This window comes from Pseudomonas matsuisoli, assembly GCF_014647635.1.
GTDB classification, from domain to species: Bacteria; Pseudomonadota; Gammaproteobacteria; order Pseudomonadales; family Pseudomonadaceae; genus Pseudomonas_P; species Pseudomonas_P matsuisoli.
This window is the reverse complement of record NZ_BMPO01000014.1, coordinates 1-21,222: the sequence shown is the minus strand read 5'-3', so window position 1 is coordinate 21,222 and position 21,222 is coordinate 1. Positions and strand designations below refer to the sequence as shown.

Below are 21,222 nucleotides of genomic sequence, written 5' to 3'. Positions count from 1 at the left end.
AACAGTTAACAGGTACCGATCGGCGCGCATGACCTGCCGATCGGTCAGTCAGGTGTTTTATGGCGTAGTAATATTGCGCCTTTGCCGAAGGCATCGAACGCCTTCCGCGGATCGAATTCATCGGGCGCCGGTTGGCTCCCAGCTTCATTGTTCGCTTGGCCAACGTTAATGGCGTACAGGGCCAGAGCTTCCTGAGATGACGCATCGAGCCATCTCTGGCGTAGCAGGATAATGGATGCGGACCTTCCCGCATCGAGCGCGATACGCATGACGCAGGGTACCGCCGTGGTTTGAGACCAGCAGGTGGTGCTCATTGAACATATCGAGCACATGCCGAAGCCGCGAGCTTCGGATGATCAAGAGGGATGAGATGAAATTGATCCATCTACCGGTCGCGGCCCTATTAGCCGGCGTTCTGGCATTAGGTGGTTGCGCCAAGTTGAGTTCGCCGGAGCAGTATTACCAGCTCGACAGCGGCGTGACCGAACTGTCTCAACGTTCTTCCGGCGTCGCCGTGCTCGTCGGGCCTCTGGATGTCGCAGACTACTTGCAACGCAACACCTTGGTTCAGCGCCAAGCTGACAACAGCATCAGTCTGGATTCCAGTGCCCGTTGGGCGAGCAGCCTTCCCGACGATATCAACCAGGTGTTGCTCCGCCAGCTTTCCGCGCAATTGAAAAGCAATCGCCTGGCTCTGTACTCCGACCAGGCTGGAATGGAGCCGGATGTGCAGGCGGTGGTCAGCATCAATCGACTCGACTCCGGCCCGGAAAAGCCGGCCGTACTCGAAGCGCAATGGCGCTTGTTGGACAAGAACGGGAAGTTGCGCGATAGCCGCGTCGTCCAGTTGCAGGAAGCGCATACCGGTACGGTGGCGGACCAGGTCCGCGCCCAAAGCAAACTTCTGCAGGAATTGGCCACGTCCCTTTCCAAAGCGGTACAGGCCGACACGGCGAAATTGGCCTCTGCGGCCAAGGCTGCAGAGCAAGCGCGCAAGCGCCAGCTGGCGGCGGAAGAGAAGCCATCCTCCCGGCAGATCCCCGTGGTCGAGCCCGTGCGCAATCGGGGTGACATCCTGCGGTTCTGATGGATGTTTCCAGCGACGGAACCGCGAGGTTCGTCGCTGGGAATGGTGCGTCAGATGTCCAGCGATTTCGCACATAGGTACTGAGCGTGCACCCGCCGCTCCGACAAAAGCCGCGTCTGACGCTCTTTAATCTCTCGAGGCGTCGAGGGGAATTCCGAAGGCTCCCACATAGATATCGGGCGCGCATCATCACTGTAGGGGCGGCCTTGGCCGCGAATGATCGCTCAGCCAGCGATGAGCTGTCAGGCCGCATGAAAAGCTTCGTGGCCAAGGCGAACGGTCGCCCCCCGCTCCTACAAAAACGTACGCTAACAGAGCGATCTCTAACCATCACTCCGTGCAATCAATTCATCCGATGCTTCAGCGCGGCTCTGGCATTCCTTGAAAACGCGGGCCGTGCAGGTGCGGCAGACGTTGATGTCCAGATGTTCGTAGATGCTGCGTAGTGCTTGATCCTTCGATGAAAAAATGTGGCCGTCACCGAGTTTTTCCAGCAGGCCCGTCTGCGCGAACATTTGCATTACCGGCGTCCGTGGACGGTGGAAGAAGATATCGCCACCGCATGCACGCCGTTCCTGCATCTCGTGACGCCATAGGTCGTTGCCGGCCAAGTCGATGAAATTCATGCTCTTGACCATGAACAGCGCGTGTCGCTGCTCGGGTTTCTGCCGACGGAACAGCTGCAGTTGGTCGCTGACATGCTGCGCGGCCCCGAAATACACCGACCCTTCCACCCGCACCAGTTTCAACTGAGGGCATTCTTCGCCATGGGGCAGTGGGAGTTCCTCGATCGGCGTAAAGCGCCGTTCCGGCGTATGCGTGGCGGGAAGTAGCGGGCGGATGGCCGGATGCGATGTGCGGTACAGGTAGGCAACCAGCGATACCAGCGTGCCGAGTAGCACCGCGCGATCCAGGGGAATACTGAGCGTCGCGAAGAAGGTCACGCCCGCGACCACGCTCTCGGTGCGGCTCACGGCCAGCACTTCTTTCCAGCGTTGGACATCCACCAGGCCGTATGCCACCAGCAAAAGCGTCGCTGCAATCGCCGCTAGCGGGATCAATTCGATCAGGCCACCGCCAAAAGCCACGAGAACGACGACGAGCACCGCTGCGAACACCGCCGCCAGCGGCGTTTTCGCGCCAGCCTGCAGGTTCGGCATCGACCGGTTCAACGACCCGCAGGACACGTACGAGGAGAACAGGCCGCCTATTGCATTGGCGAGACCTTGCCCGACGAACTCACGATTGACGTCCAGCGTTTGTCCCGAGCGCGCCGCGACGGCTTTGGCGATCGACAAAGATTGCCCCAGTGCCACGAGGGTCAGCGCCAGTGCGATGCTCGACAGCTCGCCAAGGGCGGTCATGTTGACGTCAGGTACATGAAACGGCGGCAACGCAGAGGGGATCGGGCCGACGATCTCGATGCCCGCATGGGCGCGTTGGATCACGCTCAACAGTTGTGCGCAGGCGAATCCCGCCAGCAGCCCCAACAGCATCGTTGGCCACCGTGGCCGCCAACGGCGTAGGGCGAGTGTTGCGGCCAGCGTCACAGCGCCTACCAAGAGCGCCTGCCAGTGAATCTCGCCGGGGTGCATGGCGATGAACGCGAGGATGCCGAACGCGGAGGTTCCCGGTGGCAGCGCGAGGCCCAAGAAATCCTTCAATGCGAACAGTGCGATCAATACGGCGGCGCCGCTTGTGAAGCCAAGCAGGACTGAAGGGGAGATGAAATTGGCCAGCGCGCCCAGGCGAAACCCGCCAACCAGCAACTGCAGCAACCCCACCATGATGGTCACGGCCAACGCGAGGTCAATGTAATGCGCGCTGCCCACCAGCGCCAACGGTGAAAGTGCCGCCATGAGCGCGAGCGAATTGGCATTGGTCGGCCCGGTCACGACATGACGACTCGAACCTGCCAGGGCGGCGATGATGCATGGCACCACTGCGCCATAGACCCCGTATTGCGGCGGAAGGCCGGCCAGCGTGGCGAACGCGACGCCCTGCGGCAGAGCCAATACAGCGCCCAGTAGGCCGGCACTCATGTCGTGGCGCCAACTGAAACGGTCTACCAGCGCGAACCAGGGAAATAACTGCGTGAGTCGTGGCGCGCGCATTGATCGTGGGCTCCTGCCGTAAGGTGTCTCTTGGGACGACACTTTAACCTGTCGCGTTCAAGGGCTGCGCTTAGAAAGAGACCTGAGCCGTCATGTCTGCGGCGTTGCGCTCGTTAATCCGAGGAGCCGGCCGGGGCATTGCGCGGGTTTTACCCGCCCTACGGGAGCGTGGTAGGGCGGGTGTAACCCGCGTTGGTGGATCGAGATCAATCTTGCAGCAGCCGACTTTTCCCCCGCGTCAGATTGGCCAAAAACTCATCCATTGCCGCGAGGTGCGCAGGCGGAACGGCCAGGGTCAGCGCCGCTCCATGGGCGTCGAAGGACTCATTGATTACCTGGGCCTCATGCTCGGCCAGGCGCGCTTTGAACGTGCTCAGCTCCGAGAAGCCGCAATGACAACGTACCGATTCGCGAACAACCAGCTCCCGCTGTTCACCGCGTTGCAGGCATTTGGCGGCGGTTCCGCCATAAGCCCGCGCCAGTCCGCCCGTACCGAGTTGGATGCCACCGTACCAGCGCGTCACCACCACGATGACGTTGTCGCAGTCCTGACCCTCAATGGCGGTCAGCATGGGGCGGCCAGCGGTACCGCCGGGTTCTCCGTCATCGCTGAAGCGATACTGCTGACCGACTTTCCAGGCCCAGCAGTTGTGCGTTGCCGAAGGGGCGCTCACTTGCGCGATGAAGGCGTTCGCTTCTTCGGCCGTCGAGAGCGGCGCGGCCCTGGCTAAAAAGCGGCTTTTGCGGATTTCTTCGAAGTATTCGCACGGGCCTGCGAGAGTAAATGCCATAAAAACCGCTCGTTATTGCTCACTGCGCTGGCGGCTTCAAGCCACAGCCTTTCAGGATGATGTGGGTAAGGGTGGTGGTCGCGGCGTCGAAGTCCGTACGCGACAGACGCTTCGTTCCGAGCAGACGGCCGATCTGCCCGGCATAGTCGGCGTAATGCTGCGTACTGCCCCAGAGCAGGAAAATAAGGTGCACCGGATCGATGGCGTCCATCTTGCCGGCCGCGATCCACGCATCGAACACCGCCGCACGGCCCCGGAACCAGGCCCGGTAGTCTTCCCCGAAATACTGTGAGAGGTACGCGCCGCCGCTGATGACTTCCATGGCGAAGATTCGTGACGCCAGGGGCTGTTTGCGGGAAAACTCCATCTTCGCGTGGATGTAGCGCGCCAGCGCTTCGGCGGGATCATCATCCACGCTCAGTGCATCGAACGTTCGATTCCAGTCGAGCAGCACGTTTTCCATCAACGCGATGTAAAGGCCCAGCTTGTTCGTAAAGTAATAGTGCAGGTTCGCCTTCGGCAATTTGGCACGAACGGCGATGGCACTGATGCTGGTGCCTTTGTAGCCGTGGCGTGCGAACTCCTTTGCCGCAGCGGCGAGAATCACTTCTTCATTGCGTTGGCGAATGCGGCCGTTTGGCTTGTTATCAGCTGGTGAGGCGGGCACGTTCATGCGATGGGTTCTCGGCGTTCGTCCGGGGATTTGCCTGTTAGTGGGATCAACCCTGCGCGTTGCTCATACGAATGTCGGCGATGATGGCTCGATAGGAGCTGCGTTGATAGCGCATCCAGCCGCTTCCAGCAACAGCCAGCACATATGCCGAATGGGGCGGGTTCGTTTTCGTCCGGCGAATGAAGGGTGCCTGTGGCTTCTCTGCGGTCTCAGTCGATTCGTTCGACCTCGATATCACTGAGGCCAAGCTCGGCACTGCGGCTTTCTAAGCTCGACTGGAGGTGCTCCTCCCAGGGAGCGTCTTCAACCACCTGCGGCTCCGGGACGTGCTTGATGAGCAGTTGCAGGCGAACCTGATCCAGGGTCGGCGCGTCGAAACCCTCCATGATCAGGGCGTCGGGCTCGCCATTGAGTCGATAGCTGATCGAGTAGCGCTTCAAGTCGTGCATCGTCTTCCTCGTTGGAAAAGCGCTCGGAAAGAGCGGTACCTCAATTCTGATCCTGCGTTGACCCCTGCGGTTCACGTACCGGGCTCGTTTGCTCAACGCGCAGCAGGCGTACTTTGCGCTCCGCGCCCCAGCGGTATCCGCCCATCGCGCCGCTGGAGGAGATAACCCGATGACACGGTACCAACAACCCAACCGCATTACTGGCGCACGCGCGTGCAATGGCGCGGGGGTGGGTCGACAGGTCGGCGGCCAGGGCGGCGTAGGTACGCGTCTCGCCTGGCGGAATCGTTTGCAGCGCTTGCCAGACGCGGATCTGGAATGCCGTACCGCGCAAATCCAGCGGCAGGCCACTCGCCCGCGCGGGCTCGTGAAGCTGACCGAGGACGCGATCGAGCCATGGTCGCAGGTTCGCGTCATCGCGCACGATTTGTGCGGCGGCGAATCGAGTCAGCAGGTCACGAGTCAAGGCGTCGGGCGAGTCACCGAAAAGAAGGGCGCACACACCGCGCGGGCTCGTCGCCATGAGCAGATGGCCGAGTGGGCATTCGGCCAACGTGTAATGAAGGGTTTCGCCCAGGCCGCGCTGGCGCCGTTGCGATGGGCGCAACGCGTCGGCCTTCTCGTAGAGGCCTCGTGTGCTCGAATAGCCGCTTTCCAGGCTTGCGTCGAGCACGTTGCGTGCGTGTGGTAAGGCCGCTTGGAGGCGTTGTACGCGGCGGTGTTCGGCCCATTGCCGTGGCGTTACGCCCATGCGCGTCTTGAAGGCCCGCGCCAGGTGCGAGGCCGACACGCCGATCCGCGCTGCAAGTTTCTCGAGCGTGATCCTTTCCGGCACATCGAGCAGGCGGCAAGCTGACTCGACCAACGTGTCCATCTGCTCAACGAGGCTTTGCCCATTGGGCGCACAGCGTAGGCAGGCCCTAAAGCCCGCCGCTTCGGCCTTGGCAGCGCTTTCGAACAGATCGACGTTCATCCGGCTCGGACGTCGAGCAGGGCAGCTGGGCCGGCAATAGATCCCGGTCGTGCGCACGGCGAAGACGAAATGGTTGTCGAAATCGGTATCGCGCTCACAGATGGCTTGCCAGCAGCGGTCATTGTCGAGCATTGGCTGTTCCTCCTACGGCTAAGCGAATTGTGCCGCGACGGACGATCATGTCCACGCCGTTTCGCGCTTTCGAATGGCCGATTTTCAATGCGCCCGTGTATGCCGGGAGAATTCGTCCGGCATGAGCGGTGTTTCGCAATTGCAAATGCGGGCAACAGTGGCGACCATTGCGACAACGGAAAAGGAGCCTTCGACGCAACGATGAGAACCCCAAAACGCCTTGAGCCCCTAATTGAAGACGGGCTCATCGACGAGGTATTGCGGCCGCTCATGAGTGGTAAGGAAGCGGCCGTCTATGTGGTTCGCTGCGGTAGCGAAGTGCGCTGCGCGAAAGTCTACAAGGAGGCGAACAAGCGTGGCTTCCGCCAGGCCGCTGAATATCAGGAAGGGCGGAGTACGCGTAACAGTCGTGACGCGCGGGCCATGGCGAAGTCCAGCAAGCATGGGCGCCGTGAGCGTGAAGAGTCCTGGCAAAACGCGGAGGTGGCGGCGTTGTTTCGCCTAGCAGCGGCGGGCGTGCGCGTGCCCAAGCCCTACGATTTTCTCGATGGCGTTTTGCTGATGGAGATGGTCGACGACGGGGAGGGTGATGCGGCGCCACGCTTGAATGACGTCGATCTCACGCCGGAAGACGCACGCGAGTTTCACGCGTTCATGATTGATGAAATCGTGAAAATGCTCTGTGCAGGCCTGGTTCACGGCGACCTTTCCGAATTCAACGTGCTGCTGGGGCCGGACGGGCCGGTCATCATCGATTTGCCGCAAGCGGTTGATGCCGCGGCCAACAATCACGCGTTCCGCATGCTGGAGCGGGACGTGCGCAACATGGCCGAATATTTCGGCCAGTTCGCACCTGAGCTGCGCTACACGCGCTATGCGAAAGAGATGTGGGCGCTGTTCGAGCAAGGAAAGCTGACCCCTGAAACATCATTGACGGGCGAGTTCGCTGATCCCGAAGACGCGGCGGATGTGGACGCCGTCATGCGTGAGATCAGGGACGCGTTGGCCGAGCAGGCACGTATCGAAGCTGCGCGCGCCGAAGAGGATGAGGAAGACGCCGCGCCTTCTGGCCGGCGGCGTCGGTAACGCATTCCCCGAACTATCGGCACCGTAGGTGGATGGCCGAAGCCATCCACGCGGCTTGATCATGGAGGCACGAGGTGGATAAGGCTTCGCCGTTATCCACCCTACGGTTGAACGCGGTGTAGGAACCCGATGGGCTGTGATCAGCTCGTGGGCGATTAGTGATTAAAAGCGATCGCCCATGAATGGGCTCCTACGAAAGCAAATCCTTACTCCGCCATTTAGGAACTGAAATTGCGACTTCGCCTCAGCTTTCAGTCGATTCTCATTGCGGCAAAAATATGGTCTTTTTCGTCGATCGTGGCTTGACCCGCCGCGATCCGAGGCCGATCCTTGCGCCATTCACAGCAGCAGGTTTGGAGAGCGAAATGAAAGGGCAGGCAGCGGTCGTCGATTATTTGAAGGAGCTCCTACGCGGAGAGTTGGCGGCCCGCGATCAATACTTCCTGCATTCACGCATGTATCAGGATTGGGGACTGACCAGCCTGTACGAGCGTATCAACCACGAAATGGAAGAAGAGACGCAGCACGCAGACGCGCTCCTGCAGCGGATTCTGTTCCTCGAAGGTGTGCCGGACATGACGCCGCATACCATCGAACCGGGCGCGAGCGTGCCTGACATGCTGCGTAGCGACTTGGCGTTGGAGTATCACGTGCGGGGGGCATTGGCTCAGGGGATTTCACTGGCTGAATCCCATGGCGACTATGTCACGCGCGACATGCTGCGCATTCAGCTTCAGGACACCGAAGAAGATCACGCCTATTGGCTGGAGCAGCAATTGGGTCTGATCGAGCGCATCGGTTTGCAGAACTACCTGCAAAGCAAAGCGCAGTAAGAAAAAAGGGATGCCGCAAGGGCATCCCTTCCTCGGTCACTCGACGACGAACGTCGTGGTCGTCCCGTAATAGAACTTGTCCACTTTCTGGCCACCGATTTCCGCGCCGTTTGCAGCGTCGTTGTGCGTCGCGGCCAGGATAAAGCGTCCTTTGCCTTCCGCCGGGACTTCGACGTGCCCGGACGCGTCCGTCTCGAGCTCCTTCGGCTCTGCGTCCTTGTCGGGGCCAAACAGCACGACGTCCTGATTCGCCAGAGGTTTGCCTTTGAAAGTCAGCGTGAACGTATCGCTGGACGCAGCCGTCGGTACGAGCTCGAGGTCCATCGCGGCCTTCGTCTCTTCGCGACCGTAGCGGGCATGCATCAGCGCTGCGGTGAAGGTGCCGTCGTCGTTTTTCCACGGCTTCCATACGGCATGGTTGACGACGCGCACATCGCCGGCGCCTGCGGGTTTAGCCTCTAGATGATCCTCACGAACGGTAACGGGCACCGTTTTGCTCATGTCATCGTTGAATACCTTGGCACCTGCGGCCATGTTCTTGACCGGGTCGCCCTTGTCCGGACCGTCCTCGGGCTCACCGAGGTACACGCGCGCAACGCCGCTCGCATCTTTCTCTACCCATAGTTCGTGGGCGTTGGCGACCATCGCGAAAGCGCTGAGCCCGAGGCAGATCAAACTCTTCTTGAACATCCTGATTTCCTTGTTTGCAGGGAAGCCGTGTGGCCGGCTCCTAATGGTAGAGACGAACGAGGACGCTAAAACCCGCACGTTTGTTACAAATTCCTGCACTGCGTGGGAGGCAGGTAAGCGAAGCATTCTAGCGGCTAAACCCAAATGCGAGGGTTGGTGCGAATTATTATTGTTTTTACGTATGTGAAAAAATTGTTAGGATCCTGCCCGCCAACCCACGGCCCCTGTCATAGGCGGTGCCCAGCACCGACGCACATGGAAGTGGCTTTCCTATCCCCACCTCTTTAGGTAAACAAGAGATGTTCCGTCCCCTCTTTCCAGCATTGACCAGCGCTATAGCGTTGGCTATCTCATCATCGGTACTTGCGGCACCGATGACTATCGACCTGCCCGCCCAGGCTCTTTCGAATTCATTGACCCAACTTAGCCAGTCCACCGGTATGCGGGTTGCATTTGATTCGCAAGCCGTTGCTGGCAAGCAGGCACCTGCGGTGAGCGGCAATCTGGAGCCGGCTGAGGCGCTTCGGCAGTTGCTGGCGGGTAGTGGGCTAACGGCGTCTGTCAGCGGAAACACTGCGCAGGTTTACCAAGCGGCAGCAGGCGGCGCGTCCGATGCGCTAACGCTGGGCAACGTGAACATCAACGCGCAAACAGGCATGGCTGGTGCGGCCACTACTGAAGGAACTCAGTCATACACGACCGGCTCGATGAGTACGTCTACCAAGTTGCCACTGTCGATTCGTGAGACGCCGCAGTCGGTGAGCGTAATGACGCGCCAGCGGATCGAAGATCAGGGGCTTTCTGATCTGAACGACGTCGTCAAGTTCGCACCTGGCGTAACGTTGAGCAAGATCGGTACGGATCGTAAAAGCTATTTGTCTCGTGGTTTCCGTATCGACAACATCATGTATGACGGACTTCCCACGACTGCGGGAACGTTTACGCTGGACACGAATGCTCCAGCCGATATGGCGATGTATGACCGCGTTGAGGTCGTGCGGGGCCCAACGGGGCTGATGACTGGCGCGGGCGATCCATCGGCCACCTTGAACCTGATCCGCAAGCGTCCGACTGTCGAGCCTCAGGTTAGCATCACGACCAGCGCTGGAAGCTGGGACCGCTACCGTACCGAAATCGATGCCTCCAACAAGCTCAATCAGGACGGAACGATTCGTGGGCGAGTCGTGGCCGCCTATGAGGAAGGCAATAGTTTTCTGGATTATCGCGAGTTACAGCGCCAAACCTTCTACGGAATTTTGGAAGCTGATCTAAACGACAGCACCACCTGGACCATCGGTGCTTCCAAGCAGCGCGAAGACAAAACATCTGATTGGGGCAGCCTGCCCAGTGGGCCGAACGGTGAAGATCTGCATCTTTCGCGCTCGACCTTCTTTAGCGGCGATTGGTCCTACTGGGATCAGGACGTCCACACCGTATTTACCGATATCTCGCACAGATTCTCGAATGGATGGACGGGGAAGATCGCCGCGCAGAAGGTCTGGGCGAACTCCGATACGTTTTCGAGCTACCTGACAACGATTTCTCCAAGTTTTCAAACACCCCTTAATCTTGGAACTGCATCAGGAACCTACCGGACCGACTCCGACCAGCTGAACATTGACGCTTCGCTTGGCGGGCCGTTCCAACTCTTCGGCCGTGAGCACGATTTCAGTGCTGGAGTGAGTCGTCGTCAGGATAAGTTCTATCAACGTGGCGGCTGGTGGAACCCAGTGCCTACCGATATCTTCAACTTCCGCCCTTCCAGCATTGCGAAGCCGTCGATAGAAGATAGAAACGCTTATGCCAGCCGCAATGAAACGATTGAGGAAGCGGCTTATGCCGTGGCACGTTTCAATCCTATCGATCCGCTGCACGTCATCGTCGGCGGTCGGGTGAGCTGGTACGACTACGATAACCAGTCCGGCACTGGCGATTACAAAGCGACCCGTGAAGTCACGCCCTACGCGGGAATCATCTATGACCTGAATGACACCTACTCGGTCTACGCGAGCTATACGGATATCTTCAAGCCGCAGAGCCAGCAGGATGTGGGTGGTTCGGTCCTTGATCCTATGACGGGTAAGAGCTATGAGCTTGGCCTGAAGGGGGAATTCTTCGAAGGAGCGCTGAACAGCTCGATCGCAGTATTCGAAACCATTCAGGAGAACCGCGCCTATGCGCTCTCCCCGAACCCTCCGAGCTGCCAGGCTCAAAACCGGACGTGCTATGACACTGCCGGAGAGGTGCGCACCCGAGGCATCGATGCCGAGATTTCCGGCGCCATTACACCGAACTGGCAGGCATCTGCGTCTTATCTCCTCGCTCTGAGTGAATACACCAAAGATCGCACCTATGAAGATAAGCGCTTCGCGCCCGAGCAACCGAAGCATCTGTTCAAGGCAGCGACCTCGTATCAGTTCTCGGGTGACCTCAGCAACTGGCGAATTGGCGCGGACGTGCTGGCGCAAAGCAGTACCTACAAGCGGGTTGGCACTGGCCATGCAGAGCAGGACGACTATGCGGTTGTTGGTCTGATGGCCGGTTACCGGTTTGACGAGCATTGGGACGCGCGCGTCAACGTCAACAACGTCTTCGATGAGAAATACTGGCAAGGCATTCCAAGCTCCACCGGTACGGGCGTTTACGGCGATCCTCGCAACCTGATGTTCTCGCTCAAATGGTCGCTCTGATCGTTATTTGAGGCTTCTGTGATCTAGCAAGCACCCCGACATAGTTCGGGGTGTTTTGTTTTGGGCGAATTGAAGTCTGAATGGTGTTTAGCGCTTATGTCGAGGGGACCGGGCGGCGATCGGCTTTCAGTCGCCTTGGCGGCTAAAGCCGCCCCTACAGATTTAGCCCGTAGGGTGGAAATCCAGCAGGATCTCTACCGTTTACCGCGGGGTACGTGGGTAAAACTACTGCAAGGTGAACGGTGGATTGCGTGACTACGCCGCTAATCCACCCTACGCCCGGGGCGCTCAATACCTTGATCCGGAGTGCTTGGGTCCGTCAGGTGCGAAAGAATTGCGCATTCGGGGCGGTCATCTCCGTTGCAGCAATCGACCAGTGAATGAAGGCTTTTTCGAAGGGATCGCAGCTCGCTGATTTTCACATCCAGCGCGTGGATGTGCTGCAGGGCCAGGGCTTTTACGTCGGCGCTGGCTCGGTCCCGGTCCTGCCAAAGGGCCAGGAGCTTACCCACTTCTTCCAGCGAGAACCCCATGTCGCGTGAGCGCTTGATGAAGGAAAGCCGCTCGAGGTCGCGGGCGTTGTAGTGGCGATACCCGGAACCGCTGCGGCTGGCCGGGGCGATCAATCCAATGGACTCGTAGTAACGAATCATCTTTGCGGAGAGGCCGCTATGGTTCGCGGCTTGGCCAATGTTCATGGGGTATGTATCTCATGAGGTTGAGTTCGATCTTGGGGCGGGCGCCGTCCGCTTCAAGCGTGCTGTCGTGCGCGAAGATCACGCGGACGCCAGCGGCTTAACAGCAGTGCATTGCCAAGGACGCTGACGCTGGACAATGCCATGGCTGCTCCTGCCACCATGGGGCTCAACAGGCCGAAGGCGGCCAATGGCAGGCCAATGAGGTTGTAGACGAACGCCCAGAACAGGTTTTGGCGAATCTTACGGTAGGTCTGTCGGCACACCTCCAGCGCCGCGGGTACCAAGGTTGGATCGCCGCGCATCAGCGTAACGGCTGCCGCCTGAATGGCCACGTCGCTGCCATTGCCCATAGCGATGCCAAGATCAGCGGTGGCCAATGCAGGCGCATCGTTCACGCCATCGCCTACCATCGCCACGCGCGCGCCGCCGGCTTGCAAGCGAGTGATGACCGCGGACTTTTCCGCGGGCAGGACATTCGCGTCCATGCCTTCTATTCCTAGCTGCTCGGTGACCTTGCGGGCGCTGCCCCGGTTGTCGCCGGTGATGAGGTGCGTGCGGATGCCCTGCGCGTGCAAATGCTTGATCGCGTTCGATGCGCCGGGTTTGAGCGCATCACCGAAGGCGAACAGTCCGATGATATGCGGTGTGGGTTGCGTGCAGACCAGCCATGAAACGGTGTGACCGTCGTCTTCCCATTGGCGGGCGAGGGCATCCTGTGTCCCGGTGGTCAGTGCATGCGCCGCGAGCAATCGGTGTTGCCCGAGGACCAATTCAACGTCGCCTACGCGGCCCTGGATGCCGAGCCCAGGCAGCGTCTGGCTGTTCGTGACGGGCGGCAACGCCAACTGCTGTGTCTTGCAGGCAGCGAGAATCGCCTTCGCTAGCGCATGCTCGCTGCCTTGTTGCAGAGCGCCGGCCAGCGTGAGCAGCGATCGCGCGTCGCCCTCGACGGCGTGCAGGTGAACGATCTCGGGATGCCCGGACGTGAGCGTGCCGGTTTTGTCGAATGCGACGCAATCGATTGCAGTCGCTCGCTCCAAGGCTTCGGCGTCCTTGATCAGGATGCCGTGCCGGGCGGCAACTCCGGTTCCCGCCATGATTGCCGCAGGCGTGGCGAGGCCCAATGCGCAGGGGCAGGCAATGACGAGTACAGCTACCGCATTGAGTAGCGCCTGTTCCAAGGGCCCGCCGGCCAGCAGCCAACCGCCCACGGTGAGCAATGCGATACCGATCACGGCAGGCACGAATACGGCGCTGACTCGATCGACGAGGCGCTGGATAGGCGGTTTGTCCGCTTGGGCGCTGTCGACCAGGCGAATGATGCGGGCGAGCACCGTTTCGGCGCCGACCGCCGATACCCTGACGATCAGCCGGCCATCGCCATTGATCGACCCACCAGTTACGTGATCACCCGCTGCTTTGGGCAACGCGCGGCTTTCCCCTGAAATCAGCGACTCATCCGCCTGGCTTTGCCCGTCGATGACGTGCCCATCAGTGGGGAAGCGCTCGCCAGGCAGGACTACCAGCGCGTCACCGACGACGACACTGTCAAGCGGAACCAACGTCTCTTGGCTGTTCCTGCGTAGGCGCGCCGTCGCCGGTTGCAGTGCTTCCAGCGCGCGAATTGCCGCACCCGTCTGCCGTTTGGCGCGAGCTTCGAGGCGTTTGCCGAGCCGTACCAGCAGAATGACCAGCGCCGACGCTTCGAAGTAAAGATGCGGAGCGTGCCCGGACGGCGCCAACCATTGATAAAGGCTGAGGCCGTACGCGGCAGTGGTACCGAGCGCGACCAATAGGTCCATGTTGCCGCTACGCGCACGCACTGCATGCCAGGAGGCTCGATAGAAGCGAGCACCGAGCCAAAATTGAATGGGAGACGCCAGCAGACATTGCAGCCAGGCCGGCAGGGTCGTGTCGTACCCGAACGGCATTGTCAGCATCGGGAGCACCAAGGGAGCGGCTAACAACGCGCCGACGATCAGTGCCCAGGTTTCGTAGCGGTCCGAATTCGATTCCCGATCGACCGAAGCGGATTCGAGCGTAGTCGCGCCGTAGCCTGCGTTCCGGATCGCGGCAATGAGGGCGTGGGTATCGATGGAAGTGTGAACGATGTACGCGTGTTCGCTGGCAAGGTTGACCGTGGCAGACAGTACGCCCGGTGTTGCCATCAGTGCTCGCTCCACGCGGCCCGCGCAGTTGGCGCAGGTCATGCCTTGGAGTTGGAGGTCAGTATGCGTGCGCTGGACGGTGTAGCCGCTGTTCTCGACGGCCTCCACCAGCGCGGGTGCATCGACGGTATCGGCTTCGATGTGCGCCCGTTCGGTCGCCGGATTGACCTGCGCCGTGTGAACACCTTCGACACCCAGTAACGCACGCTCGACGCGGCCCGCACAGGCCGAACAGCTCATACCGCCGATGGAAAGGTCGAGGGACGTACGGGTTTGCATGGCAGCGCTCCTAAAGTGAACGATGCCATGCTCAACCTTCACCTTGTGGAAAGGTCAAGGTGATTGCCGTCAGATAGGGTTGGTTTCCATCAGCATCAGGCCTTCTGTGCCTTGGGTGATGTAGTAACGCTTCACATCGCCGGCCTGCACGGTCACCGCAACGCGGGTGAGCTGCGCGATGCCGGGGTTACAGACGCCGGCGCCGATCAAGTTCAGACGGATTTGGTGGGTGCCGGGTGGCAGGTTGAATGAAGACGACTCGCCAGGCATAAGGCGGGCAGCGAGTTGGTCTTGCAGGTAAATGCCCACGTCACAGGGCGTGGACAATTCGAGCCGCTCGCGGGAAAGCGTCACGATGGCATAACCGGACGATTGCGCCAAGCTAGGCAGCGCAGTGAGGAGGGCAAGAACCAGGACGAACGTTCTCATGGTGGGATTCCTGATGGCAGCGATGGTTTGACCGCTGGTGATGCTCGCATGTTTAGGGGGAGGGGGTGGCAGAGTGACGAGGTGAACGGTGAATTACGCCGCGGCGCGGCCAGTCCACCCTACGGCTCTGGACTTTTGTAGGAGCCAGCCGGGCTGCGATCACCTTGCTGGCGATCCGGGCCGGCCGACGACGCCGAAGTGACTTGTTGACTGATGATCGCCAGCAAGCTGGCTCCTACCCAAACGCCGCGCGGGAGATCGCTTTCGCGAGCAAGCTCGCTCCTACAAGCGCGGGGGCAAACCCTTGTCGTAGGGCGGAATCCCGCAGGGCTTCCACCGTTTACCGTGAAACCGAAAGTTTGAGACCGTACCAAGGCATTCGGTGGATTACGCCATTGCATGGCTAATTCACCCTGCGACGCGCGCGCCGACGCGATCCCCGAACGCAGTGTTCGGCAGGGTCACGATTTACAAAGCGGGCGTCTTGTAACAGCATCGTCGGCTTTTCTCGCAGATGACGTGCGTGGGACATATTGAGCCCGCGTAGGCTTCTGCGCTCCGAGGGGCACTCATGCGGTTACAACTGTTGCTCATCCTGGGGGCGCTGACCGCGTTCGGCCCCTTGGCGATCGATTTCTACCTGCCCAGCTTTCCCGCCATCGCCCAGAGCTTCGGCACTGACGTCGAGCACGTGCAATTGTCCTTGTCGTCCTATTTCGCAGGGTTGGCGATCGGGCAGTTGATATACGGCCCGCTCGCTGATCGTTTCGGACGTCGCATACCGCTGCTGGTCGGCGTTTCCCTGTTTACCCTGGCATCGCTTGCCTGCGCCCTGGCACCCAGCATGGAATGGCTGGTCGCTGCGCGTTTCGTGCAAGCGCTGGGAGGGTGTGTAGGCATGGTGGTGTCCCGCGCCATGGTTCGCGATCTCTGTGACCCGTCTGGCGCCGCTAAGGCGTTTTCGCAGCTGATGCTGGTGATGGGCGTTGCGCCGATCCTGGCGCCGGTCGGGGGCGGGTTACTGCTGGAGATCGGCGGCTGGATGTCGATTTTCTTCTGCCTGGCGTTGTTCGGTGCGCTGGTTGGCGGAGCGGTGTGGATACGCTTGCCAGAAACGCTACCGCCAGGGCCGGGTCGCCAGCCGCTGAAGGGGTTGACGCGTCGTTACGTCAATCTTCTGCGCGATTCGGAGTTCATGGCGTATGGCATGTCTGGCGGCATCGCGCTGGCAGGGATGTTCGCTTACATCGCCGGATCGCCGTTCGTGTTCATCCAGCTGTACGGCGTGCCAGCGGAGCATTACGGTTGGCTGTTCGGCGCGAACGCCGCAGGCTTCATTCTCGTTGCACAGATCAATGCGCGGCTGATGCGTTTTGCTGGCCCCGCATTCTGGCTGCGCCGGTTCATTTGGGTATACGCGATGAGCGCGCTGGCGCTGCTGGTGATCGCGCTGGCGAAACCCGCGTCGCTGGCATGGCTGATGGTGCCGCTGTTCATTTGCATCTCTAGCCTAGGCTGCATCGCGCCCAACGCCACTGCGTGCGCCATGGCCAAACAGGGTGCCCACGCCGGCAGCGCTTCGGCGCTGATGGGCAGTTTGCAGTTCTGCATTGCGGCACTGACTTCTTCTCTGGTGGGAATTTTCCATGACGGTACCGCCGTGCCGATGGCCGCAGTCATTACCGGCTGTGGGCTGCTGGCGGCATTGCTAGCGTGGTATTCGGGGCAGCTAGATGTTGGCCAGCCGCAGCGTTAGGCGGATCTTCGTCTAGCGGGTGAGGGCCGCTTGGCGAGCCTTTGAGCGATGGGGCAGCAAGCGCCTCTGCTAGACCGAAGGGCGAATCAGCTTGATCGAGGCGGAGAGGCAGCGCGAGAATCGGGACGTCGTCAGCCCTGTGCTGTAGCTCAAGGAATGTTCATGCCTGATTCTGTGACTGCCTCGCTTCGCTTGTCCCCGGAAGCCCTTACCCGTCCGATCGCCTCCAATCAGTTCGATTTCGTCACGACCGATGACCTGGAGCCGTTTCGCGGTGTGCTAGGACAGGAACGCGCCGTCGAAGCATTGCAGTTCGGTGTCGCGATGCCGCGTCCGGGATACAACGTTTTCGTCATGGGCGAGCCGGGCACGGGCCGCTTTTCATTCGTCAAACGCTACCTGAAGGCCGAGGCGAAGCGCCTGAAGACGCCGAGCGACTGGGTCTACATCAATCACTTCGATGAGGTCCGCGAGCCGCGCTCCCTGGAATTGCCCCCAGGCACAGCGAACGAGTTCATCGAGGACATTGGCCAGCTCATCGATAACCTGCTCGCGACCTTCCCAGCCGTTTTCGAGCATCCCACGTTCCAGCAGAAAAAAAGCGCCATCGACCGGGCGTTCAACCAGCAGTACGACAAAGCGCTGGATGTCATCGAGCGCGCGGCCCTGGAAAAAGGCATTGCGCTCTACCGGGACAGCACCAACATCGCTTTCACCCCGATGAGTGAAGGCAAGGCATTGGATGAGGCGGAGTTCGCGCAGTTGCCCGAGGCCGAGCGTGAGCGCTTCCACGGCGATATCTCGGCCCTGGAAGAGCGCTTGAACGAGGAGTTGGCGAGCCTGCCGCAATGGAAGCGTGAGTCGAGCAATCAGCTGCGTCAGCTCAACGAAGAGACGATTACTCTCGCGCTGCAACCCCTGTTGGCGCCGCTGTCAGAGAAGTACGTCGAGAACGCAGGCGTCTGCGCCTATTTACAGGCGATGCAGGTCAATTTGCTCAAGACGGTGGTCGACCTTTTGCTCGACGAGAAGCCAGACGTCCAGCGTCGCGAGCTGCTGGAAGAGCAATATGCGCCAAGTCTCGTCGTCGCGCACGGAACGGACAGTGGGGCACCCGTGGTGTTCGAACCCCATCCGACTTACGACAACCTGTTCGGACGCATTGAATACAGCACGGATCAAGGCGCGCTCTTCACTAGCTATCGACAGCTGCGCCCAGGCGCACTGCATCGTGCCAATGGCGGCTATTTGGTGCTGGAAGCGGAAAAGCTCTTGAGTGAGCCGTTCGTTTGGGACGCGCTGAAGCGTTCGCTGCAATCCCGTCAGTTGAAGATGGAGTCACCGCTTGCCGAGCTGGGCCGCCTGGCGACCGTGACATTGACGCCCGGGGTGATCCCGCTGCACCTGAAAGTCGTGATTATCGGCTCGCGGCAGATCTATTACACGCTGCAGGACCTCGATCCGGACTTTCAGGAGATGTTTCGCGTCCTGGTCGATTTCGACGAGGAAATCAGCCTGGCCGATGACAGCCTCGAGCAGTTCGCACAGTTGCTGAAGACCCGGACATCGGAAGAGGGGCTGGCGCCGTTGACCCGGGCAGCAGTCGCGCGCTTGGCAACTTACAGCGCACGGCTGGCAGAGCATCAGCGGCGGTTGTCGGCGAAAATCGGCGACTTGTTTCAATTGATCAGCGAAGCCGACTTCATTCGTCAGCTCGCTGGTGAAGCCGTGACCGATGTTGGTCATATCGACCGCGCGCTCCGAGCCAAGGCCACGCGCACCGGGCGGGTGTCCGCGCGCGTCTTGGACGATATGCTCGCTGGGATCATCCTGATCGATACCGATGGCGCGGCGATTGGTAAGTGCAACGGGCTCACGGTGCTGGAAATTGGCGATTCGGCCTTTGGGATGCCGGCCCGCATCTCGGCGACCGTTTACCCGGGCGGAAGCGGCATCGTCGACATCGAGCGCGAGGTCAATCTCGGTCAACCCATCCACTCCAAAGGCGTCATGATCCTTACCGGGTTTCTGGGTAGCCGCTATGCGCAGGAATTCCCGCTGGAAATTTCCGCCAGCATTGCGCTGGAGCAGTCGTACGGCTACGTCGATGGCGACAGTGCGTCGCTCGGTGAGGTCTGCACGTTGATTTCCGCGTTGTCCCGTCGACCGTTGAAGCAGTGTTACGCCATCACCGGATCCATCAACCAGTTCGGTGAGGTCCAGGCGGTGGGTGGCGTGAACGAGAAGATCGAAGGCTTCTTCCGGCTTTGCGAGGCGCGCGGTCTTACCGGGGAGCAAGGCGTGATCATCCCGCGGGCCAATGTCGTCAACCTGATGCTGGACGAGCGCGTGCTCGATGCGGTGCGTGAGGGGCGCTTCCATGTGTACGCAGTCAGCCAGGTGGATGAAGCGTTGAGCCTGCTCGCAGGCGAACCTGCCGGAGCGCTTGACGAAAAGGGGTTTTTCCCGGAAGGCAGCGTCAATGCTCGGGTCTTGGAGCGGCTGCGCGAGATTGCCGAAATGGGCATCGATGACGAAGACAAAGGGCCGGGCAAGACGGTTGCCGAGGAGCTGAGTGGCGCGGTGGCAGCGCCGGATCCGAAGGTGCCGCGCCAAGGTGCGAAGCGCCGACGCTATCGCTGAACGACAGGCTGAGTTTGTCTAAAAAGGGCATTAGGCATTTTTCATACCGAATAGGGCTGGGATGCGCGATGTAGCTTGTTTGTGCTAACGCCGATCATCCCGCGCAACTTTGCGGGAAGCGTCTAGGTCTACCCTTTGGAGGGTGCCGGTAAAAACACCGGAGCGTCGGTTTTTTTTCGGCACCTTCAGCCTATCAAGCCAGGGAATTTGTGGCTCTGAGGTCGTCGCCGACACACCGCGATCGCGAGGAACGCAATATGTCCAGTTCTCTATGTCTCACACGACAATGCATTGGAATGGAGACCCGCATCGAGTGCATCGTCCGGCCAATGGCGGGCGATCAGGGTCTATGGACATTGATCTGCTCGGCGGGCGTATCCGGCAAACTTCCTACCGTCACCAGGTCCCAGGGCCCGTTCCGCGGTTCCCGCATGGCGCAGTCGGTCCTCGACGCTATTGCCACCAACCTTTGCGAACAAGGCTATGTCTGCAGCGAGGAGCCGCTGACCTGGCGGGTGCCCATGCAGGCCGAGTTGCGCAGGGTCAATGGGGTGGGGCTGACGGTCGTCGACCATTCGCGGTTGTATACCTAGTCGAGCCCACCCTGCGTTAAAGCGCTCTTTCATCCATGCTCGCGATGACAGTTGTCTCGCCATACGTACTGGCTATACTCGCGCCCGTTTGTGTGCGGAATCGAGACGATATGGAACGCTTTTTCGAGAACCTGATGTATGCCTCGCGCTGGCTTCTGGCGCCTATCTATCTTGGCTTGTCCCTGGCGGTGCTGGCGCTCGCACTGAAGTTCTTTCAGGAGCTTTATCACCTGTTGCCGCATGTATTTGATAAAACCGAAGCGGACCTCGTGCTGGTGCTGCTGTCGCTGATCGATATGGCGCTCGTCGGCGGTCTGTTGGTCATGGTGATGTTCTCAGGCTATGAAAACTTCGTTTCGCAGCTGGATATCGACGAAGGGAAGGAAAAGCTGGATTGGTTGGGCAAGATGGATTCGTCTTCGCTGAAGATGAAAGTGGCCGCGTCCATCGTGGCAATTTCGTCGATCCACTTGCTGCGGATGTTCATGGAAGTACAGCGGATCGATAGCGAAAAACTGATGTGGTACGTGATCATTCACATGACGTTCGTGGTGTCGGCCTTCGCCATGGGGTATCTGGATCGGATCACTAAGCATTAACCCGCTGAACCCCGCCCTGCGCTCACGTTCCCATACCTGAAACCATTCGGGTTCGAGGACCTTCCATGACGTTGGATGAGCTTGCCCCGCTGGCCAAAGGTGGCCGGGTTGATTCGCTTGATCTTTTGTCGCTGGAGGGCGGGATTTATCTGCTCGAAGCGCACCTCGGTGAACGCCGGCTGGTGGTGAAATCGCCGGATGGCAGCGCGCTTCGGCTTCGCTCCGCGCAACATGCGAGGCAGTTGCTGGAAGATTTTCCCGAGGTGCCGTTCCACCTCGTCCATGCAGCTGCACACGACGAGATGTGCGGAATGCCCGCGGGGCTGCGTGAGCCGTTACGCGTACCTATTTCGCTTCGTTCTGCTTGGTAAAACGCTTTCGTAGGGCGGGTTGCGATCAATTTGCGCCTCGCTTTGTAGATACCGTCTTCCCCCTCTACCGAGCAAGTGCCAGTTTTGCATCGAAGGGGACGCCGGATTTGAGTACGCCATAGGCGATGTTTAGCAGCTTGCGCATCGCGGCACATACGATCTGCTTGC

19 protein-coding genes and 1 pseudogene are annotated in these 21,222 nt (G+C 60.1%); 9 read left to right on the top strand and 11 right to left on the bottom strand.

Annotated elements, in window-relative coordinates; all coding sequences use genetic code 11:
* Window positions 1-44: 44 nt before the first annotated feature.
* On the bottom strand, window positions 45-269 hold the full coding sequence (locus IEY47_RS20220) for a hypothetical protein (protein ID WP_188986103.1): 225 nt from the start codon (window positions 267-269) through the stop codon (window positions 45-47).
* 101 nt (window positions 270-370) lie between these two features.
* On the opposite strand from IEY47_RS20220, the gene IEY47_RS20215 reads away from it, so the two are divergent.
* Window positions 371-1,087 carry a PqiC family protein gene (locus tag IEY47_RS20215; protein ID WP_188986101.1) on the top strand — a complete coding sequence of 239 codons (717 nt, stop codon included), beginning with the start codon at window positions 371-373 and terminating at the stop codon, window positions 1,085-1,087.
* Between the two features lie 323 nt (window positions 1,088-1,410).
* Here IEY47_RS20215 and IEY47_RS20210 read toward each other — a convergent pair whose 3' ends face one another.
* The 5 genes from IEY47_RS20210 to ada form a co-directional block, all read right to left on the bottom strand.
* Window positions 1,411-3,201: a SulP family inorganic anion transporter gene (locus tag IEY47_RS20210; protein ID WP_188986099.1), complete on the bottom strand. Its 1,791-nt coding sequence runs from the start codon at window positions 3,199-3,201 to the stop codon at window positions 1,411-1,413.
* 206 nt (window positions 3,202-3,407) lie between these two features.
* Window positions 3,408-3,992, bottom strand: coding sequence for an IMPACT family protein (locus tag IEY47_RS20205; RefSeq protein ID WP_188986097.1), 585 nt, complete (start codon window positions 3,990-3,992; stop codon window positions 3,408-3,410).
* Between the two features lie 19 nt (window positions 3,993-4,011).
* A complete protein-coding gene (locus IEY47_RS20200; RefSeq protein WP_188986095.1) occupies window positions 4,012-4,665 on the bottom strand; it encodes a TetR/AcrR family transcriptional regulator in 654 nt (217 codons plus the stop codon).
* 209 nt (window positions 4,666-4,874) lie between these two features.
* Entirely contained in the window at window positions 4,875-5,114 is a 240-nt protein-coding gene (locus IEY47_RS20195) for a hypothetical protein (protein WP_188986093.1), read from the bottom strand.
* A 40-nt stretch (window positions 5,115-5,154) separates the two neighbouring features.
* A complete protein-coding gene (gene ada / locus IEY47_RS20190) occupies window positions 5,155-6,219 on the bottom strand; it encodes a bifunctional DNA-binding transcriptional regulator/O6-methylguanine-DNA methyltransferase Ada (RefSeq protein WP_188986090.1) in 1,065 nt (354 codons plus the stop codon).
* Between the two features lie 201 nt (window positions 6,220-6,420).
* On the opposite strand from ada, the gene IEY47_RS20185 reads away from it, so the two are divergent.
* Complete coding sequence (locus tag IEY47_RS20185; protein ID WP_188986088.1) at window positions 6,421-7,305, top strand: PA4780 family RIO1-like protein kinase; 885 nt, start codon at window positions 6,421-6,423, stop codon at window positions 7,303-7,305.
* A gap of 365 nt (window positions 7,306-7,670) precedes the next feature.
* A complete protein-coding gene (bfr, locus tag IEY47_RS20180; protein WP_188986086.1) occupies window positions 7,671-8,138 on the top strand; it encodes a bacterioferritin in 468 nt (155 codons plus the stop codon).
* Between the two features lie 36 nt (window positions 8,139-8,174).
* Here the strand turns inward: bfr and IEY47_RS20175 are convergent, their stop codons facing one another.
* Window positions 8,175-8,828, bottom strand: a complete 654-nt coding sequence (locus IEY47_RS20175; RefSeq protein ID WP_188986084.1) for a nickel uptake transporter family protein — start codon at window positions 8,826-8,828, stop codon at window positions 8,175-8,177.
* Window positions 8,829-9,127: 299 nt separating this feature from the next.
* Between IEY47_RS20175 and IEY47_RS20170 the strand changes: the two genes are divergently transcribed.
* On the top strand, window positions 9,128-11,518 hold the full coding sequence (locus IEY47_RS20170; RefSeq protein ID WP_188986082.1) for a TonB-dependent siderophore receptor: 2,391 nt from the start codon (window positions 9,128-9,130) through the stop codon (window positions 11,516-11,518).
* Between the two features lie 263 nt (window positions 11,519-11,781).
* Here IEY47_RS20170 and cueR read toward each other — a convergent pair whose 3' ends face one another.
* The 3 genes from cueR to IEY47_RS20155 form a co-directional block, all read right to left on the bottom strand.
* Window positions 11,782-12,216 carry a Cu(I)-responsive transcriptional regulator gene (cueR, locus tag IEY47_RS20165; RefSeq protein ID WP_188986080.1) on the bottom strand — a complete coding sequence of 145 codons (435 nt, stop codon included), beginning with the start codon at window positions 12,214-12,216 and terminating at the stop codon, window positions 11,782-11,784.
* A gap of 53 nt (window positions 12,217-12,269) precedes the next feature.
* A complete protein-coding gene (locus tag IEY47_RS20160; RefSeq protein ID WP_188986078.1) occupies window positions 12,270-14,663 on the bottom strand; it encodes a heavy metal translocating P-type ATPase in 2,394 nt (797 codons plus the stop codon).
* 69 nt (window positions 14,664-14,732) lie between these two features.
* Window positions 14,733-15,092, bottom strand: a complete 360-nt coding sequence (locus tag IEY47_RS20155) for a hypothetical protein (RefSeq protein WP_188986076.1) — start codon at window positions 15,090-15,092, stop codon at window positions 14,733-14,735.
* A 571-nt stretch (window positions 15,093-15,663) separates the two neighbouring features.
* On the opposite strand from IEY47_RS20155, the gene IEY47_RS20150 reads away from it, so the two are divergent.
* The 5 genes from IEY47_RS20150 (at window position 15,664) to IEY47_RS20130 (ending at window position 21,054) form a co-directional block, all read left to right on the top strand.
* A complete protein-coding gene (locus IEY47_RS20150) occupies window positions 15,664-16,848 on the top strand; it encodes a multidrug effflux MFS transporter (protein ID WP_188986074.1) in 1,185 nt (394 codons plus the stop codon).
* Between the two features lie 162 nt (window positions 16,849-17,010).
* Complete coding sequence (locus IEY47_RS20145) at window positions 17,011-19,491, top strand: Lon protease family protein (RefSeq protein WP_188986072.1); 2,481 nt, start codon at window positions 17,011-17,013, stop codon at window positions 19,489-19,491.
* A 257-nt stretch (window positions 19,492-19,748) separates the two neighbouring features.
* Window positions 19,749-20,084 carry a PA4575 family protein gene (locus IEY47_RS20140; RefSeq protein ID WP_188986070.1) on the top strand — a complete coding sequence of 112 codons (336 nt, stop codon included), beginning with the start codon at window positions 19,749-19,751 and terminating at the stop codon, window positions 20,082-20,084.
* A gap of 110 nt (window positions 20,085-20,194) precedes the next feature.
* Window positions 20,195-20,683, top strand: coding sequence for a TIGR00645 family protein (locus IEY47_RS20135; protein WP_188986068.1), 489 nt, complete (start codon window positions 20,195-20,197; stop codon window positions 20,681-20,683).
* Between the two features lie 65 nt (window positions 20,684-20,748).
* Complete coding sequence (locus tag IEY47_RS20130) at window positions 20,749-21,054, top strand: DUF6482 family protein (RefSeq protein WP_188986066.1); 306 nt, start codon at window positions 20,749-20,751, stop codon at window positions 21,052-21,054.
* Window positions 21,055-21,118: 64 nt separating this feature from the next.
* Here IEY47_RS20130 and IEY47_RS20125 read toward each other — a convergent pair.
* Window positions 21,119-21,222, bottom strand: a pseudogene (locus tag IEY47_RS20125) (IS110 family transposase); the annotation flags it as partial.

Bases quoted from the DNA above. Each gene is read 5' to 3' on its own strand.
- IEY47_RS20200 (WP_188986095.1), bottom strand. From the start codon at position 4,665: ATGAACGTGCCCGCCTCACCAGCTGATAACAAGCCAAACGGCCGCATT.
- IEY47_RS20195 (WP_188986093.1), bottom strand. From the start codon at position 5,114: ATGCACGACTTGAAGCGCTACTCGATCAGCTATCGACTCAATGGCGAG.
- IEY47_RS20170 (WP_188986082.1), top strand. From the start codon at position 9,128: ATGTTCCGTCCCCTCTTTCCAGCATTGACCAGCGCTATAGCGTTGGCT.
- IEY47_RS20175 (WP_188986084.1), bottom strand. From the start codon at position 8,828: ATGTTCAAGAAGAGTTTGATCTGCCTCGGGCTCAGCGCTTTCGCGATG.
- ada (WP_188986090.1), bottom strand. From the start codon at position 6,219: ATGCTCGACAATGACCGCTGCTGGCAAGCCATCTGTGAGCGCGATACC.
- IEY47_RS20145 (WP_188986072.1), top strand. From the start codon at position 17,011: ATGCCTGATTCTGTGACTGCCTCGCTTCGCTTGTCCCCGGAAGCCCTT.
- IEY47_RS20185 (WP_188986088.1), top strand. From the start codon at position 6,421: ATGAGAACCCCAAAACGCCTTGAGCCCCTAATTGAAGACGGGCTCATC.
- IEY47_RS20210 (WP_188986099.1), bottom strand. From the start codon at position 3,201: ATGCGCGCGCCACGACTCACGCAGTTATTTCCCTGGTTCGCGCTGGTA.
- cueR (WP_188986080.1), bottom strand. From the start codon at position 12,216: ATGAACATTGGCCAAGCCGCGAACCATAGCGGCCTCTCCGCAAAGATG.
- IEY47_RS20135 (WP_188986068.1), top strand. From the start codon at position 20,195: ATGGAACGCTTTTTCGAGAACCTGATGTATGCCTCGCGCTGGCTTCTG.
- IEY47_RS20160 (WP_188986078.1), bottom strand. From the start codon at position 14,663: ATGCAAACCCGTACGTCCCTCGACCTTTCCATCGGCGGTATGAGCTGT.
- IEY47_RS20220 (WP_188986103.1), bottom strand. From the start codon at position 269: ATGCGTATCGCGCTCGATGCGGGAAGGTCCGCATCCATTATCCTGCTA.
- IEY47_RS20130 (WP_188986066.1), top strand. From the start codon at position 20,749: ATGACGTTGGATGAGCTTGCCCCGCTGGCCAAAGGTGGCCGGGTTGAT.
- IEY47_RS20155 (WP_188986076.1), bottom strand. From the start codon at position 15,092: ATGAGAACGTTCGTCCTGGTTCTTGCCCTCCTCACTGCGCTGCCTAGC.
- bfr (WP_188986086.1), top strand. From the start codon at position 7,671: ATGAAAGGGCAGGCAGCGGTCGTCGATTATTTGAAGGAGCTCCTACGC.
- IEY47_RS20150 (WP_188986074.1), top strand. From the start codon at position 15,664: ATGCGGTTACAACTGTTGCTCATCCTGGGGGCGCTGACCGCGTTCGGC.
- IEY47_RS20205 (WP_188986097.1), bottom strand. From the start codon at position 3,992: ATGGCATTTACTCTCGCAGGCCCGTGCGAATACTTCGAAGAAATCCGC.
- IEY47_RS20215 (WP_188986101.1), top strand. From the start codon at position 371: ATGAAATTGATCCATCTACCGGTCGCGGCCCTATTAGCCGGCGTTCTG.
- IEY47_RS20140 (WP_188986070.1), top strand. From the start codon at position 19,749: ATGTCCAGTTCTCTATGTCTCACACGACAATGCATTGGAATGGAGACC.